This is a genomic window from Herbaspirillum sp. GW822-FHT03A08 (assembly GCF_058801885.1).
On the sequence record NZ_JBXANR010000006.1, the window covers coordinates 386024 to 400558 of the forward strand.

At 55.6% G+C, this 14535-nt stretch carries 15 protein-coding genes; 5 read left to right on the forward strand and 10 right to left on the reverse strand.

Annotation, left to right across the window (positions count from 1 at the left end; translation table 11 throughout):
* Window positions 1-97: 97 nt before the first annotated feature.
* Together AC1RN6_RS20345 and AC1RN6_RS20350 are read right to left on the reverse strand one after the other, a co-directional pair.
* Entirely contained in the window at window positions 98-805 is a 708-nt protein-coding gene (locus tag AC1RN6_RS20345) for an SfiI family type II restriction endonuclease (protein ID WP_493007247.1), read from the reverse strand.
* Window positions 750-1817: a DNA-methyltransferase gene (locus AC1RN6_RS20350; RefSeq protein WP_493007248.1), complete on the reverse strand. Its 1068-nt coding sequence runs from the start codon at window positions 1815-1817 to the stop codon at window positions 750-752. The genes AC1RN6_RS20345 and AC1RN6_RS20350 overlap by 56 nt, the downstream gene beginning before the upstream one ends.
* 647 nt (window positions 1818-2464) lie before the next feature.
* On the opposite strand from AC1RN6_RS20350, the gene AC1RN6_RS20355 reads away from it, so the two are divergent.
* Complete coding sequence (locus AC1RN6_RS20355; RefSeq protein ID WP_493007374.1) at window positions 2465-2881, forward strand: SRPBCC family protein; 417 nt, start codon at window positions 2465-2467, stop codon at window positions 2879-2881.
* Here the strand turns inward: AC1RN6_RS20355 and AC1RN6_RS20360 are convergent.
* On the reverse strand, window positions 2878-3249 hold the full coding sequence (locus AC1RN6_RS20360) for a hypothetical protein (protein ID WP_493007249.1): 372 nt from the start codon (window positions 3247-3249) through the stop codon (window positions 2878-2880). The two genes, AC1RN6_RS20355 and AC1RN6_RS20360, sit on opposite strands and share 4 nt — an antisense overlap.
* 143 nt (window positions 3250-3392) lie before the next feature.
* Here AC1RN6_RS20360 and AC1RN6_RS20365 point away from each other — a divergent pair, with 143 nt between their 5' ends.
* Window positions 3393-3662, forward strand: coding sequence for a helix-turn-helix domain-containing protein (locus tag AC1RN6_RS20365; RefSeq protein ID WP_493007250.1), 270 nt, complete (start codon window positions 3393-3395; stop codon window positions 3660-3662).
* 20 nt (window positions 3663-3682) lie between these two features.
* Here the strand turns inward: AC1RN6_RS20365 and AC1RN6_RS20370 are convergent, their stop codons facing one another.
* The 5 genes from AC1RN6_RS20370 to AC1RN6_RS20390 all read right to left on the reverse strand — a co-directional run bounded on the left by AC1RN6_RS20370 (window position 3683) and on the right by AC1RN6_RS20390 (window position 8751).
* Window positions 3683-4309, reverse strand: coding sequence for an ABC transporter ATP-binding protein (locus AC1RN6_RS20370; RefSeq protein WP_493007251.1), 627 nt, complete (start codon window positions 4307-4309; stop codon window positions 3683-3685).
* 54 nt (window positions 4310-4363) lie between these two features.
* Window positions 4364-5383: an RNA 3'-terminal phosphate cyclase gene (rtcA, locus tag AC1RN6_RS20375; protein ID WP_493007252.1), complete on the reverse strand. Its 1020-nt coding sequence runs from the start codon at window positions 5381-5383 to the stop codon at window positions 4364-4366.
* A gap of 129 nt (window positions 5384-5512) precedes the next feature.
* Complete coding sequence (locus AC1RN6_RS20380; protein WP_493007253.1) at window positions 5513-6760, reverse strand: RtcB family protein; 1248 nt, start codon at window positions 6758-6760, stop codon at window positions 5513-5515.
* Window positions 6761-6947: 187 nt separating this feature from the next.
* On the reverse strand, window positions 6948-7187 hold the full coding sequence (locus AC1RN6_RS20385) for a hypothetical protein (RefSeq protein WP_493007254.1): 240 nt from the start codon (window positions 7185-7187) through the stop codon (window positions 6948-6950).
* Window positions 7188-7197: 10 nt separating this feature from the next.
* Window positions 7198-8751, reverse strand: a complete 1554-nt coding sequence (locus tag AC1RN6_RS20390) for a vWA domain-containing protein (RefSeq protein WP_493007256.1) — start codon at window positions 8749-8751, stop codon at window positions 7198-7200.
* A gap of 194 nt (window positions 8752-8945) precedes the next feature.
* Between AC1RN6_RS20390 and rtcR the strand changes: the two genes are divergently transcribed.
* Complete coding sequence (gene rtcR / locus AC1RN6_RS20395) at window positions 8946-10559, forward strand: RNA repair transcriptional activator RtcR (protein ID WP_493007257.1); 1614 nt, start codon at window positions 8946-8948, stop codon at window positions 10557-10559.
* Window positions 10560-10588: 29 nt separating this feature from the next.
* Here rtcR and AC1RN6_RS20400 read toward each other — a convergent pair whose 3' ends face one another.
* Together AC1RN6_RS20400 and AC1RN6_RS20405 are read right to left on the reverse strand one after the other, a co-directional pair.
* Window positions 10589-11401: a nucleotidyltransferase domain-containing protein gene (locus tag AC1RN6_RS20400; RefSeq protein WP_493007258.1), complete on the reverse strand. Its 813-nt coding sequence runs from the start codon at window positions 11399-11401 to the stop codon at window positions 10589-10591.
* A gap of 52 nt (window positions 11402-11453) precedes the next feature.
* Window positions 11454-11975 (reverse strand): DUF421 domain-containing protein, encoded by a 522-nt coding sequence (locus tag AC1RN6_RS20405; protein ID WP_493007259.1) that lies wholly within the window; start codon window positions 11973-11975, stop codon window positions 11454-11456.
* A gap of 315 nt (window positions 11976-12290) precedes the next feature.
* Here AC1RN6_RS20405 and AC1RN6_RS20410 point away from each other — a divergent pair, with 315 nt between their 5' ends.
* Both AC1RN6_RS20410 and AC1RN6_RS20415 read left to right on the forward strand, forming a co-directional pair.
* On the forward strand, window positions 12291-13229 hold the full coding sequence (locus tag AC1RN6_RS20410; RefSeq protein WP_493007260.1) for a LysR family transcriptional regulator: 939 nt from the start codon (window positions 12291-12293) through the stop codon (window positions 13227-13229).
* A 95-nt stretch (window positions 13230-13324) separates the two neighbouring features.
* On the forward strand, window positions 13325-14245 hold the full coding sequence (locus AC1RN6_RS20415; RefSeq protein ID WP_493007261.1) for an ornithine cyclodeaminase family protein: 921 nt from the start codon (window positions 13325-13327) through the stop codon (window positions 14243-14245).
* Window positions 14246-14535: the final 290 nt, after the last annotated feature.

Below are 14535 nucleotides of genomic sequence, written 5' to 3' on the forward strand. Positions count from 1 at the left end.
ATAACCTGAGAAAAACAGCCCCATAAGTTGAGAAACTTATGGGGCTGTTTTTGTTGATAGGTTGGATTTATAAGTAACCTATGTCGCTCTATTTTGCTCAAGACCAGATAAACGGAGCTGGGGACATTGCAATAGTTTGTACTCGCCAGCTAGCCTTAGCTGCCAATCGAGAAAAACTTAAACGGGTCCGAAATTCTTCTCCCAGAGTCGGAGCATTCGGTCCGGCGGTAAAAATCGTATCAACATGGCTTGGGTTATATATTGACTGAAGCATTCCATTAGGTAAGGATAGAATTTTTATAGTCGTCAATTCTTTTGAGCCGTCGGGCATATCAACATAGACATATTTTACAAATGCCGTAACTGTCAAATAGCTTTCTCCGTCCATCGTTAGAACCTGTGGTAAAAGTCCGGGGTTAGTAATGTTGTTACCAGCCCGAATTTGCTGCACGGTCATAGATAGCTGTGACATTTGGATTCGGGCAACAGAACTATTTTTTTCCGCTTTTGAGTCCACAAATAATGCAATACGAATGCTGAAATCCGGTAGAAAAAGGTAGCAGGCCTGTTTTAAGTCAACTTTTCCATACAAACGTCGATTGATTCTCGATACTCCCAAATGATCTAGAGCTTCTCTTGTTATATCCTCGCCTATATCTGCAGGGTTATCTGACTCATTGCGAAAAATAGTGTGTGCTTGATCTCTATAGTTATACAGAGCTTGAACAATTAGTCTTGCTACAGCTTTCTCAATCAATTCCAATCGAGGTAAGTTTGCTACGAGGCCGTTTGGGTCGAGAAACATGGTTTGGAAAGTCTCTTTCTAGTTGAGCCATTGCCAAACTGACGTATTGTTGCTCCTTCTCGATACCGATAAATTTCCTACCCTGCTCTAGTGCTGCCAGTGCAGTGGTCCCACTTCCCATGAAGCAATCGAGAACAACATCATTTGGCTCGGTCAATAATTTTATGCACCGGCGTGGTAATTCTACCGGGAACTTAGCCTCATGATTGTCATTTGCTCTCACAGAAGGGAAACTCCAGACCCCACGAGACCCCCAAGCAGCCCATTCAGATGAAGAAAGTCTATTCCTATCAAAAGTAGTGACCCCTGGTTTCCAGAATATATATATATATTCAAATTCGTCTACCGCTCTATAAGATAGGCTAGTCCATCGAGAATTTTCCCAAGCAGCATCCTTGACCCACATACGCCGGTCATAAGGATAAAATCCCGCATCTAAAGCCCAATTCTCTATCAATCCACCGACAATCTTTACCCGGGTTTGAGTATCTGACTTGCCGCCACGAATGTTATTACCATTCAATCTGCGATCTATAGTTTGCTCGCTACATCCCAAAAGCTTGGCTAATTGATGACGATTGAATTCGGGATGATCAGTTATAGCTTTGAGAATGTCGTCACGAGTTATCGGCGACCGTTTTCGGCTTATAACGTCTGCCTGAATACGTGGCATTTCAGCGTCTTTAAAGCACAAAATATCTGCAATATTTATAGCGACAAAACCACCAGGTTTAATAATGGAAAAATGGCGCTTGATTGCGCCACTAATTAAGTCCTGCCAATCGTCAAACGACAGCTCCGCTTCGTATTCTTTTCCAACAAAATATGGTGGCGACCATACACTTAGCGCAACACTATTGGGGGCAATTTTTTGAATCAAATCTAAACAACTTCCATGGTGAATACGGTTCTCTTGAATGTATTTAATCTTGGAAGGATTTTCAGGAGGAGCGTATAAGTTGCGCATTTGCTCCTGGAGGTCTTTGGGAAGCCGATCAATACTAAAATTCATGTTGTGGTGCCTTGATTAATATCTAATTTCTTTCTTTTGAGCATCGACCTTCCTCTATCACCCCGAGGTTTCTTTTCCTTGATATCCAAACGCTGAATAGGAGTAAGAAAATCGATGTCGTTTCGCGCGAGTTCGGAGATGAGGATTGCGATAACCACAAGATGAGGAGGAACAGAATCGGACCTCGAATAGTTACTTACAGAGTTGCAATTGAGACAAAGCAACTCGGAAAATTGCCGAACAGAAAGTCCCGCAGAGCTCAATAACTGCTTAAATTTTGTATATTCCACAGGGTAAGACTACAGTTTCCATTTTAAAAAATCAATAAATTAATGTGGTTTTAACATTAATTTATGTAATTTTCGAACTCTAAGTCAAAAATAACTGACAAGGAGGGTCCAATGCATAAAAAGCGGCGCTTGTCCTTTTCCCCTATGAATTCTCTACCGGTTTGAGGTAGCCTCAGACCGAGCGTTGTTTTCGCAGTTTTTGGATAGCAGCGCATATTGAGGAATTTACAGCCAATGCAAATAAGAGGGGTATCTATTTGATGCTGCAGAGTAATCAGCGAGCTGATTTGTTATTAATTTGCTAAATAATCCAAATTTTCCTCAAAGCACGTCACGTTCAAAGGAGAACTCCACCGCATCCTCCGCACCACACCCGACAAAATCTACCGCGCCTTCACCGACGCAGCGGCCCTCGCAAAATGGCTCCCGCCCTACGGCTTCACCTGCACGGTGGAGCATCTGGAAGCTAAAGTCGGCGGAACCTTCCGCATGTCGTTCTCAAACTTCACCAGCGGCAACGGCCACTCTTTCGGTGGCGAATACAAGGAGCTGGTGCCGGGCGAGCTGGTTCGCTACACCGACAAGTTTGACGATCCGAATCTACCTGGCGAAATGCAGGTGACGGTGAAGTTGAGGCCGGTGTTGACCGGCACGGAAGTGCGCATAACGCAGGCGGGGATTCCGGAAATCATTCCGGTGGAGATGTGCTATCTAGGCTGGCAGGAATCGCTCCTGCAGCTGGCTAATCTTGTCGAGCCGAATATTCCCGGCTAACGATACCTTCTTGACCATCGGAAGCGGACTACCGTTCTCGTCAGTACGGGCGGCAGCTCCACCGCTTCCTTGGTGGCCTCACGCAATAGCCTGAGCGTCTCCATATAGGTCTCTCGGGATGCTGTCGTGGAGACGGCGGGCAAGCTCAGTTCAAGCAACGCACAGGCATAGGTTGCGTTGTCCTCACCCCGGATCGACTCCTTGCGCACGATGACTTCCAATCGGAAGTCCGTTGCAGCCGAGAACGCATCCAGCTTCTGTTTCAGCTCAAATCGCTCGGTGATGCGTCGCGCCGCTTCGGCGGCCTGCTCCGCAAGAAAATCATCAAGCTCCGCCATATGTTTCCAGGCGATGGCGAAAAAGCTCATCTGTTTAACCATAGTGACGGACTTATCTGTGAGACGTTTAATGAGCAAAATATATCTTTAATTGCTCTTTATGTCACTTATAGTTTGCATTAGGTCATTTATAGTTAGTGGACTGTAAGTGTCAATCCTCGGATGCTTACGGCATGAAAAAGCCAAAAGCATCTATATCGGCGCGAGAAATATTCGGACAGAATTTGCGCCGTGCTCGACGTTTGAAGGACGTATCCCAGGAAGACCTTGCTCTCCGAGCAGAGCTAAGTCGTACCTACGTCAGTGAAGTAGAACGTTCCGTGCGCAACATTTCCATCGACAACATGGAGTTGCTGGCGATTGCACTGGGGATTCCATTGAAGGATTTGCTGAATCCCGAGTTGTTTGCATCGCTTGAAGATCACATCAGCTCGGGAAAATAAGCGCACAGCCAGAGTCAAACTCAGTCGCCAAGATCGATGATCGCGCGCGCCCCAATCCCCTCCGGCGTCTCATAAAAACTTGCGACCCATACCTGCTCGCCCTGCTCCGCAAAACCCGCCAGCACTTCGCTCACAAAATTGATCGAGCCCTTGTCCAGGCTGGCAAACGGATCATCCAGCAAATTCACCACCGCCCCCGCAGCAAACGCCCCCGCCAGATACACTTTGCGCTTGCTGCCGGTCGACAGCATGAATAGCTTCTTCTCCACATGCGGCGTCAGCGACAGGCCTTCGATCAATGCCGGCAGCGCTGCATCGTCAAAATCGGGAAACTGCGCCCGCACTGAAGCAAAATATTCCGGCACCGTCATCTGGTCGAATGCTTCCGTGCGCGGGTCGACGTAGTAGACCTGCTTCTTGTATTGCTCCGCTTGTTGGTCCAGACGAATGCCGTTGATGGCCAGTTGGCCGCTGTGCGCTTTCAGTTCGCCGGCCAGCAGGCGGATCAGGCTGGTTTTGCCGCGGCCGTCGCCGCCGCGGATGATGGTGACGCCGGCGGGGATGGCGAGCGTGAGCTTGTTGAACAGTTCGCGCTCGGGGTAGTGGAACGTCAGATTGGTGGCTTCGAGAATCGTTGGCTGTGTCATGTGAGCAAGGAATGATGCGTTGTGGGTCTGGGCAATCCCGAAAACGCATCAATTCTATCGCTGTTCAATGGCGCAGGTACTGATTCCATCTTGCTCACGGATTGAGAAGCGCACGGGAAGAAATTGCGCGATCACCGCCGCATTTGTCCTGGCATGCGCGGAGACGCAATGCGTGGTGAACGATCCTGCGCCGGCCAGCGCGAGCGGCAGCATGAGTTGGTCGGCCAAGTGTTCTCCGACGGCGCCGGCGCGTGCCATGTATTCGCGTGCTTCGCGTAGGACGCGTTTGGCGACGTCTTCGGCGCGCACGGATTTTTCTCCGAAGGCGCAGAACACTTCCGTGACGTGTTCATACTCCAGTGTCAGCAGCAAGGCATTGCCCGGTCCTTGATCTGTCGGCAGTACATGCGAACGCAATTGCGCCGCATCCCAGTTCATACCTGCGCCGATACAGTCGAGCTCGCGCTTGGCCACACTGGCGGGGACGTTGGCGACAAAGCTCTCCGCATAGGCGGCGACAGGTTCGCCTTTTGCCAGGAGATCGAACGGCGCCAATCGCGAGCCCGGACGCACTGTCGCGGCTATATCACCACCGCCGGCGGGGTAAAAGCCGAAACGGTGCAGTTCAATATCGATATCCGCTCCCATGCGTGTGAGCAAGCGCTGGTACGCGCGCTGCAGGAATTGTGCAGGCGGCGCCATAGGATTGTGCGTCCCGCCACGGAGCGAGATGGTCGATGGCGAGTCTGCCGTCAGCAGTGCCGGCAACAGGGTTTGCAATACCAGCGTGCAGCTGCCTGCGGTGCCGATGGCAAGCTGGTAGTCGCCGCCTTTGATTTTCCGCGGCATGAAGGTGAGCGTTTGTGACCCCAAGGCCGCGCCTTCCGTGTCCGCATCGCAGATCAGGGCGGTTGCCTGCACGGCCGCGAGATGCTGACGCATCAGGCCGGGTTTGGGACGATTCGCGCGTATGTTGCGGATATGGAAAGGCTGGCCTGTGATCGCCGACAGTGTCAGGGCTGTGCGCAAGATCTGGCCGCCGCCTTCCCCGAGAGCTCCATTCAAAGTAATCATCGCTCTGCTTTTCTCTTTTTCTGTATTTCTGTCATCCATGTGCAGCGCGGCCGGGATGACGGCGCCTTCGCATGATGAACCAATTGCGGGCCCGCCGGCAGGAGACGATCTTCTCGTCCCCTGCTGGCCTCAGCCCTTCACACAAACGACTTGTTTCAACGTATAGACGATTTCAACCAAGTCGCGTTGTGCTTCCATTACGGCGTCGATGTCCTTGTACGCCATCGGGATTTCATCAATCACATTGGCGTCCTTGCGACATTCGACGCCTTGCGTGGCCTTGATCTGGTCGTCGATCGTGAAACGCTTCTTGGCTTCGGTACGGCTCATGGTGCGCCCGGCGCCATGACTGCAGCTATTGAAGCTTTCCGCATTGCCCTTGCCGCGGACGATATAGCTCTTGGCGCCCATGGAGCCGGGAATGATCCCCAGCTCGCCGGCGCGCGCCGATACAGCGCCTTTACGCGTCACCAGCACGTCCTTGCCGAAATGGTGTTCTTTCTGCACATAGTTATGGTGGCAGTTGACGGCTTCGACATGCGTCTCGAACGGTTTGGCGATGACTGTGCGCACCGCAGCGATCAGGTTCTGCATCATCACTTCGCGATTCATGCGCGCAAACTTCTGCGCCCAGCTGACCGCTTCCACATAATCGTCATAGTGCTGCGTGCCTTCCTTCAGGTACGACAGGTCCTGATCAGGCACGTTGATCATGTGTGCGCGCATGTCTTCCTTGGCGACTTCGATGAAGTGCGAGCCGATTGCGTTGCCGACACCACGCGAGCCGGAATGCAGCATGAACCACACTGCGCCGGTCTCATCCAGGCACACCTCGATGAAGTGGTTGCCCGAACCCAGCGTGCCGAGGTGACGGTAGTTGTTGGTCTTTTCCAGCTTCGGCGTCTTCGCACAAATGTCGTCAAAGCCGTCCTTGAGCTGCTTCCAGGCCTGATCGACCGGTGTCGGCGGCGTCTCCCACGAACCCTTGTCGCGGCCTTTGTAGCTGCGGGTCTTTGGCGACATGCCATGCGGTACGGCTTTTTCGATGGCGCTGCGCAAAGGACCGAGGTTGTCCGGCAAATCGTTTGCCGTCAACGTGGTCTTGGCGGCCATCATGCCGCAGCCGATATCGACGCCGACGGCCGCCGGGATGATGGCGCCCAGCGTCGGGATGACGCTGCCGATGGTTGAGCCCTTGCCGACGTGGACGTCCGGCATGACGGCAATGTGCTTGTAGATGAAAGGCATCCGCGCGGTGTTGCTGAGCTGGTCTTTCGCATCGTTTTCTACAGGCACGCCCTTGGTCCACATTTTGATCGGGCTGCCGCCTTCGGTATTCAGTACGTCGAATTGTTCGGTTGCTTGTGTAGGCATCATGTTCTCGTTTTTAGTATTTAAGATTTCGTATTCAATAAGGTGATGACAAGGGACGATGAAATGTTTTCTGAGCTATCGGCTTGCGCCGACCCGGAGTCGGACCGGGGACCTCCGAGATGCTGCCTCGGCGCTCTTACCATGTAATTTCATCTGCATTCATCAAAAAATAAACAGGGACTGCGGAGGTTTAATCATCCATCCCGACAAGGGTCGACAAGACGTTCCAACAGGCATGTTCCGCCTGATGGCCCGGGTTCGAACCGGGTTTTCCAGATGTAGTCTTGTCAGCATTCGGGCCATACCCAATCTGAGCAACGATATGACAATCGTTTGATGTGATGTAACCAGAATATGTAATCACACCGGCATTCTTACCTTGCTCAACATCCTTTTTGCGCAGCTGTCCTACGCTGATCAGCCATCCCATGTTGTTCTCCCTATATGGTAATGGACTGGATCTCGCCGACCCAATGATCCGGGCTCAGCTGACCCGAGGCAAACGCGGCGATGATCTTGAACACCTCATCCGAAAAGCCGCCGATATTCAGTACATCGACATGCTCTTGCGCTTGCGTCGTGCCGTTGGGCGCGATGTCGATGCAAACCAGCTTCGCCTTCGGATTACGGCGTTTGAAGATCTGCCACTGCTGCATCGTGGCGGTCGCGCCGTAGCGGTTGGCGTCCATCCAGGATTCGTTGTCCGAGACGAAAACCAGCAGATCGGCTTTCGCCTTCTGACGATTCAAATGGGCCAGCGGCGCGCTGCAGTTCGTTCCACCGCCACCAATGGCGGCCAGCTTCTGTGCGTTGGTCAGCACGGTATCACGTGGATTCAGCGCGCATTTCACCACGTCCGCCTCGAACGGCAGCACTTGTGCGCCGGCGTTCTTGCGCAGCATCGCGGCTGCCACCAGGGCGGCGACGTCAATGCAGCGCACCGCCGAGCTTGCCGATCCGCGATGTCCCGTGATGGCGGAGGACATGGAACCGGATACGTCCGGGCAGACAACGACCTTTCCCTCGATCTGCGGCACATTGCTCAATGCAATCTCCAGCGCATCCTGCAGCGCTTCGCGGATCTCTGCCGGAACCTCATCAGACGCCGCCTTGTAAGCCGACATCAACTGGTACGGAAACACCTTTGCTTTGGCGATGGCCTCAGCGTTGCGCAATTTCTCCGCGATTGCCTGAGTCATGCCGTCGATGGCGTACACACCGTGACGGGCAAAGGTATTCAGATTCATCCGCGTCATCTGCCATCCGCCTTGCAAAGCGATCTGCGCCCATGCTGCGGACGGCAGGTCCAGCGCCGTCAGCATCTGAAACGGCACCTCTGGCACGGGCTGGCTCTGATCCAGCTTATACGCTTCAAATGCCTTGACGATTGCCGGCAACGCATCGGCGTGATGCGGCTTGTTCAGAAGCCAGGCGAAGAATGCTTCACGCCAGGCTTCCGCCGGTTTTGGATGGACCATCTTCACGACGTCAGCCAGGGACGGCGACTGGCCGATTGCTGCGGCCAGCAATTCTTTTTCCGTTGCGGTGTTCAGCCATGTCTGCACCAGTTTCTTCGGGCGGGTACCCAGCGATTTGCGGCCGGTCGCGCCGGAACGCATGATCTGCACGAAGTTGCGGAGCATCTTTCCGTTGTCGATGGCGCGTCCGAATACAGGTGCCAGCTGGACCGCGCCCTGAGCTGCCAACACGGCAGCCAGCAGCGCAGGCATGTCTTTCATGTAGCCGCGTTCACGGCAATACAGGGCGGTTTGCGCAATGAATTTCGCATCGATCTCTTTGGACAACGCCAGAACGGTCTGCAACTGCGCTTCGGCGCTTGCATAGTAAGTGGCGTTCAGGCATCCGGTCGCGGCGTATTGCGCCAGGCGATGTTTCGGTGTCATCGCATAGGCAGCTGCTTGCTCGTGATTGAGCGCGGTTGCTTGCGGTAGAAATTTGCTTTTCAGGCTTTGGAACAAGTGAGCGTTTGCCATTTCATTTCCTCAGTTTTTTCGTTGTGTCTGTCCTCCTTATTGCAATGGGTGTGCCAGGCCATCGGATAATGCTGTCCCTGTTCCGCAGATGTTTGATTTAAAAGAGATTTTCTGGTTATTTGGGATGCTTTTGGAAGTGTTGGCATCTGATAGAATTCGATTTAATTTATCTTTTTATATAAGAAATTATAAAAATGGATGCGAAGAAAATCGTGGTAATCGGCTTTGTCGGCACTCAGCTCGACAGTGGCAAGGGCGGCTCCCGCTGGGAGAAATGGCGACCTACCGTCGCCTTGACCCAATACGAAGATGTCGTGGTGGATCGTCTCGAACTGCTCTATTGCGGCAGCCGCTATGAGGGAGTCATTCATCAGGTCTGCAAGGACATCGCCAGCGTTTCGCCGGAAACCACCGTTGCTTTGCATCAGCTGCCGATACGCGATGTCTGGGATTTCGAAGAGGTCTATGGCGGCCTTCTGGATTTCGCAAAAGCGTATCCCTTCGATCCGGATCACGAGGAGTATCGGATCCACATCACGACGGGTACGCACGTCGCACAGATCTGCATGTTCCTGATGACCGAGGCGAATTATTTCCCGGGGCGGCTGCTGCAGACGTCGCCGCCACGCCGTCAGGCGCCGGGCGATCCCGGCAGCTATGCGCTGATCGATCTGGACTTGTCCAAATACGATCAGATTGCCCAGCGCTTTTCGCGAGAGCAAAAGGAAGGCGTTGCCTTTCTGAAGTCCGGTATTGCCACGCGCAATCCCAGCTTCAACGCGATGATTGACGAGATTGAACGTGTGGCCATCAAATCCAGAGCGCCGATGTTGCTGATGGGTCCCACTGGCGCGGGCAAATCATTTCTCGCCCGGCGCGTGTTCGAACTCAAGAAGGCACGGCATCAGATCGAGGGGAAATTCGTCGAGCTCAACTGCGCGACCTTGCATGGCGATGGCGCGGGCTCCACCCTGTTCGGCCATATCAAGGGCGCATTTACCGGCGCCGCCTCTGACCGGCCCGGTCTGCTGCGGACTGCACATAAGGGTTTGCTGTTCCTCGACGAGATCGGCGAACTGGGCCTTGACGAGCAAGCGATGCTGCTCAAGGCGATCGAAGAGAAGCGCTTTCTTCCCATGGGTAGCGACCATGAGGTGCAGAGTGATTTTCAACTGATTGCGGGCACCAACCGGGATCTGGCCAAAGAGGTCATGGCGGGCCGTTTCCGCGAAGATCTCTACGCGCGTATCAATCTGTGGATATACAACTTGCCTGGGCTGGCGGGACGTCTTGAAGACATCGAGCCCAACATCGACTACCTGCTGGAACAATACAGCGCGGAAAATGCACAGATGGTTCGCTTCAATACGGAAGCGCGCCAGCGTTACATGCAATTCGCCGTGTCGGCCGACGCCGTGTGGAAAGGCAACTTCCGCGATCTTTCCGCCTCCGTGATGCGCATGGCGACACTGGCCGACGCCGGGCGCATCAACGACAGCATCGTCGAGGAGGAAACCCGTCGGCTGAAGAGCTTGTGGCAACACTATCTCGGCGTTGCGCACCAAGAGCAGGATGTCGATCTGGAAGCCGTGCTCGGCAGCGAGCAGGCGCAGACGCTCGATCTGTTTGATGCGATGCAATTGCAATCGGTGATTGCCGTATGCCGCCAGTCCAGATCAATGTCGGACGCCGGACGCAAGCTTTACGCGGTATCGCGCGACGCCAAGGCCAGGCCGAATGACGCGGACCGGCTCAAGAAATACCTGGCAAGATTCGGCCTGACATGGGACGCTCTGCATTCAGCATGAGTTTCCCGGGATGGATGCGATGGATGCCGTCAAGCCCGGACAGTGTCGCGTAAAAGCCTGTCCAGAATGGAGAAATCGGCATCGTCCCCTTTGCCCGGCGCCGGTCCCTCGCTCAGGCGGCCGAGATGCAATTCGATGAAGCGATTGATGACGGGCATTGCTGGCGCATCTTCTGATTCCTTCGCCTGACGTTTGACTTCCAGGAGTGTTTCGATGGCGCTCTTCAGGTCTTCCTCGTTCACCAAGGTATCGACCAGATCCTGAAAACGCATCGGCACCGGTCCGCGTTGCTGCTCGATCCACAGGCAAGCGAACAGCGGGCGCAATACGTAAAGATATTTTTTCAGACGTACCATGTCGCCGCGCAGATATTCGCGATAGTTCTTCTTCGCCATGTGCAGGTAGTGATAGAACGAACGGTCGGGACGATGCACTTCCTCGGCGGCGTTCCGTATCGCCTCCAGAAAGCGATCGTCCGCCCGGTAGACGACCGGCGAGGACAGCCATTCGACCAGCGTCGCATTGCCATTCCTCAGCAGACCGAGCGCCTTGCGCAGATCCCAGCCACTGACGTCATAAATCTCGTTGATCGGCAATTCGATCACATCCCGGCCGGGGAAAACCGTCAGGTACCAGTCGAGCGGATGCGCATAGATGAAACGCACGTCATAGTCGCTGTCGGGTGAGGCAAAGCCCCAGCCGCGGCTGCCCGATTCACAGGCAAACAGGATTTTTACGTTGCGCTCGTTTTCAATGCGCGAAAGCGTCTTCTCGATTTCGCTGCGGATGTGCGGATCGATGGGGTGTTCGGAGTCTTGCCAATTTTGCGTGTCTTTTTCCATAGCCGGATATCTTACCGAAATCTTCCGTGGCGTTTATTGCCGGACGGTACTTTTATCTTGCGACGTGGTTATCGGCGGCGTTCACCTGTCCGTTTAGCGTGATGGTGATCTCCCCATTCCTCTCCAGCACCGCGCGCGCCACGTGCTCGATCTTTGCGCCGTCTTCCTTCTTGCGCAGGGCGACGTCGATGTCGCGGTCGCTGATCAGGCCGGCGCGCATCTGGTGCGGGTCTTTGCGGCCGTCTTTGACGAGCAGGCGTTCGGTGCCGCTGATGAGGTCGTCGAGCCATGCCCAGCGCGTGACCAGGATGCCGATCAGGCGGTGCAGCAGGACCAGCACGGCGCCGGCGGCGAGTACCGGCAACATGGGTGAGGCGCCGACGATGGCGCGGCTGAGGATGGCGCCGAGCAGCACCGTGATGCACAGGTCGAAGGCGCTGCGCTGGCCGAACGAGCGGCGGCCGGCGATGCGCAGGAAGATCAGCGTGAAGCAGAACACGATCAGCGCGCGGATGACCATGGCGGTGGCACCGATCTGGCTGGTGGCGGCGATGAGCTGGTTGAGGTCGGGCATGGGCTTTCTCGGTTGCAGGTTCGGTGGCGGGTTGTCGGATGGCGGGTGGGCCGAGAGGCGATTGTAATTGAGCGGGGGACACGTTCAATGGCGGTTAGTGTTCATTTGCCAGTCATGTGCCGGGACGGGCGGGAGGACATGGCGACAGCTTTTGCCGTGTTGATGCCGTTTTTATGTTGTCGCCAAGGCAATGCCGAAACGGCATGGGACTTTCCCATGCTGTATTTGTATAGTGATATGCCGGAAAGTACACAGCCTCAAACGGCATCAACAGCGCGGCATTCAAGCCGGACATCAGCGAAAAGAGCGGGAACAATGGAAATCAAATGGGTCGAGGACTTCTTGTCGGTGGTGGAAACGCTCAACTTCAGCCGCTCGGCGAAGCTGCGCAACGTGACTCAACCGGCTTTCGGCCGCCGCGTGCGTTCGCTGGAAACCTGGCTCGGCGCCGAGCTGTTTGACCGCTCCACCTATCCTTGTGCGTTGACGCCGGCGGGCGAGTCTTTTGTGCCGATCGCGCGCGAGATGCTTAACCAGTCGACCCAGGCGCGTCTGATTCTGCGCGGCCAGCTGGCCGGCGCGCAGGCGACGGTCAAGTTCGCCATGCCGCACACGCTGCTGCTGACTCTGTATCCCAAGCTGCTGTCCGAAATCGAGCAGACCACCGGCCCGCTGGCGACTACCGTGCAGGCCACCAATGTGCACGATGCCGTAATGGCACTGGTCGAGCGCAACTGCGATCTGCTGATCTGCTATCACCATCCGCAGCAGGGCATCGATCTGGATAGCGAACGCTATGCGATGCTGTCGCTCGGTAAAGAGCCGCTGCGTCCCTATGTCAAAGCCGTGCGCAAGGGCGTGCCCAAGTACGCGCTGCCGGGCACGCCTGCGGAGCCGGTGCCTTTTCTGAGCTATTCGTCCTATTCGTCGCTGAGCCGCATCGTCGAGAAGCAGCTCAGCGGCAGTCCGCGCCCGGTGCATGTGTTCCGCCGCTTCGAATCCGACCTGGCCGAGGGTTTGAAGAGTATGGTGTTGGAAGGTCACGGCGTTGCCTGGCTGCCGGCCAGCGCGGTCACGCGCGAAGTCGCTGAAGGCAAGCTGACCCTGGCGGTCGCACCCAATGACAATGAGGCGCTGGCAACGGGTCTGTGGAGCGATGAAATGGACATCCGCGTCTATCGCCGCATCGACGACGCGCGGCCGGATCTGGACCGCATCTGGGCCTGCCTGAGTGCGGCGCATGGGGTTCGTTGATCCTCGTGCACTGATCAGCAGTACGTCACTGCGGCAGAGAATTTGTCATCACAGAATTTGCATCAATTCACCCAAGTACATAGAAGAGGACCACCGTGAAGCTCATCACCAATCAACAAGTCAGCGAACTCGTCACCACCGCCGACGCCGTGCAAGCCATGCGCGAAGCCTTTGCCGCCGCCGGCAGCGGCGCCCAGCAGGCGCGCGTGCGCACCAGTGCTTCCAACGGCGTGATGCTGTCGATGATGGGCGCGGTGATTCCCGACGCAGGCATCGCCGGCGCCAAGGTGTACACGACGATCAAGGGCGCGTTCAAGTTCGTGATCACGCTGTTCTCGACCGAGACCGGCGCACCGCTGGCGACCATCGAAGGCGATACCATGACCGGTCTGCGCACCGCCGCAGCAACCGCCGTGGCCTGCGACGCGCTGGCGCGCAAGGACGTCGAAACGCTGGCCATCATCGGCACCGGCGTACAGGCGCGTTCGCACATTCCTGCGATCCTGCAGGTGCGCAAGTTCAAGGAAATCCTGATCGCCGGTCTCTCCGGCCAGCAGGAACTGGCGGATGAAGTCACCAAGGCCTACGGTATCCCCGCACGCGTGGTGGAGATCGACGAAGCCGCGCGTCAGGCCGACGTGCTGGTGACGGTCACGCGCGCCAGCACGCCGCTGTTTTCGGGCGACTTGCTGAAGCCGGGCGCATTCGTCGCTGCCGTCGGCGCCAGCAAGGCCAACGTGCGCGAACTGGACGACATCGCCATCAAGCGCGCCGCAGCACTGGTGGTGGAATGGAAGCCGCAGGCGCAAACCGAAGCCGGCGACCTGGTGCAATGCGCGCCGGGTACTTTCGACTGGGCCAATGTGTGGGAGCTGGGCCAGGCCGTCGACGGCAGCATCGGCTATCAGCGCAAGGACGGCGATATCGTGATCTACAAGGCCATCGGCATCGGTCTGGAAGACGTAGCGCTGGCAGGGTTGGCGTATCGTAAGGCGGCGGCGCAAAACGGCTGGTGATCGCTTCGGCGACGTAACAGCGGTAACGGAAAACGGCGGCCTGCGGGTCGCTGTTTTGTTTTTGGATGTCGGGGGATGGTGGATGCGGTGGTGGGCGGCGATTGACGACGCTGGGTCCTGACGTTCGTCAGGACGACGGAGGTGGGAGGCAGCTTAGTGTTGACGCAGTGAGTGAAGTTCTGTCGACGGATCCGGCGATCCGGCGATAAGACGATAAGACGATAAGACGATAAGACGATAAGACGATAAGACGATAAGACGATAAGACGATAAGACGATAAGACGATAAG

Bases quoted from the DNA above. Each gene is read 5' to 3' on its own strand.
- AC1RN6_RS20380 (WP_493007253.1), bottom strand. From the start codon at position 6,760: ATGATGCCTACACAAGCAACCGAACAATTCGACGTACTGAATACCGAA.
- rtcA (WP_493007252.1), bottom strand. From the start codon at position 5,383: ATGATTACTTTGAATGGAGCTCTCGGGGAAGGCGGCGGCCAGATCTTG.
- AC1RN6_RS20360 (WP_493007249.1), bottom strand. From the start codon at position 3,249: ATGAGCTTTTTCGCCATCGCCTGGAAACATATGGCGGAGCTTGATGAT.
- AC1RN6_RS20365 (WP_493007250.1), top strand. From the start codon at position 3,393: ATGAAAAAGCCAAAAGCATCTATATCGGCGCGAGAAATATTCGGACAG.
- AC1RN6_RS20350 (WP_493007248.1), bottom strand. From the start codon at position 1,817: ATGAATTTTAGTATTGATCGGCTTCCCAAAGACCTCCAGGAGCAAATG.
- AC1RN6_RS20405 (WP_493007259.1), bottom strand. From the start codon at position 11,975: ATGCCCGACCTCAACCAGCTCATCGCCGCCACCAGCCAGATCGGTGCC.
- AC1RN6_RS20400 (WP_493007258.1), bottom strand. From the start codon at position 11,401: ATGGAAAAAGACACGCAAAATTGGCAAGACTCCGAACACCCCATCGAT.
- AC1RN6_RS20390 (WP_493007256.1), bottom strand. From the start codon at position 8,751: ATGGCAAACGCTCACTTGTTCCAAAGCCTGAAAAGCAAATTTCTACCG.
- AC1RN6_RS20370 (WP_493007251.1), bottom strand. From the start codon at position 4,309: ATGACACAGCCAACGATTCTCGAAGCCACCAATCTGACGTTCCACTAC.
- AC1RN6_RS20345 (WP_493007247.1), bottom strand. From the start codon at position 805: ATGTTTCTCGACCCAAACGGCCTCGTAGCAAACTTACCTCGATTGGAA.
- rtcR (WP_493007257.1), top strand. From the start codon at position 8,946: ATGGATGCGAAGAAAATCGTGGTAATCGGCTTTGTCGGCACTCAGCTC.
- AC1RN6_RS20385 (WP_493007254.1), bottom strand. From the start codon at position 7,187: ATGGGATGGCTGATCAGCGTAGGACAGCTGCGCAAAAAGGATGTTGAG.
- AC1RN6_RS20410 (WP_493007260.1), top strand. From the start codon at position 12,291: ATGGAAATCAAATGGGTCGAGGACTTCTTGTCGGTGGTGGAAACGCTC.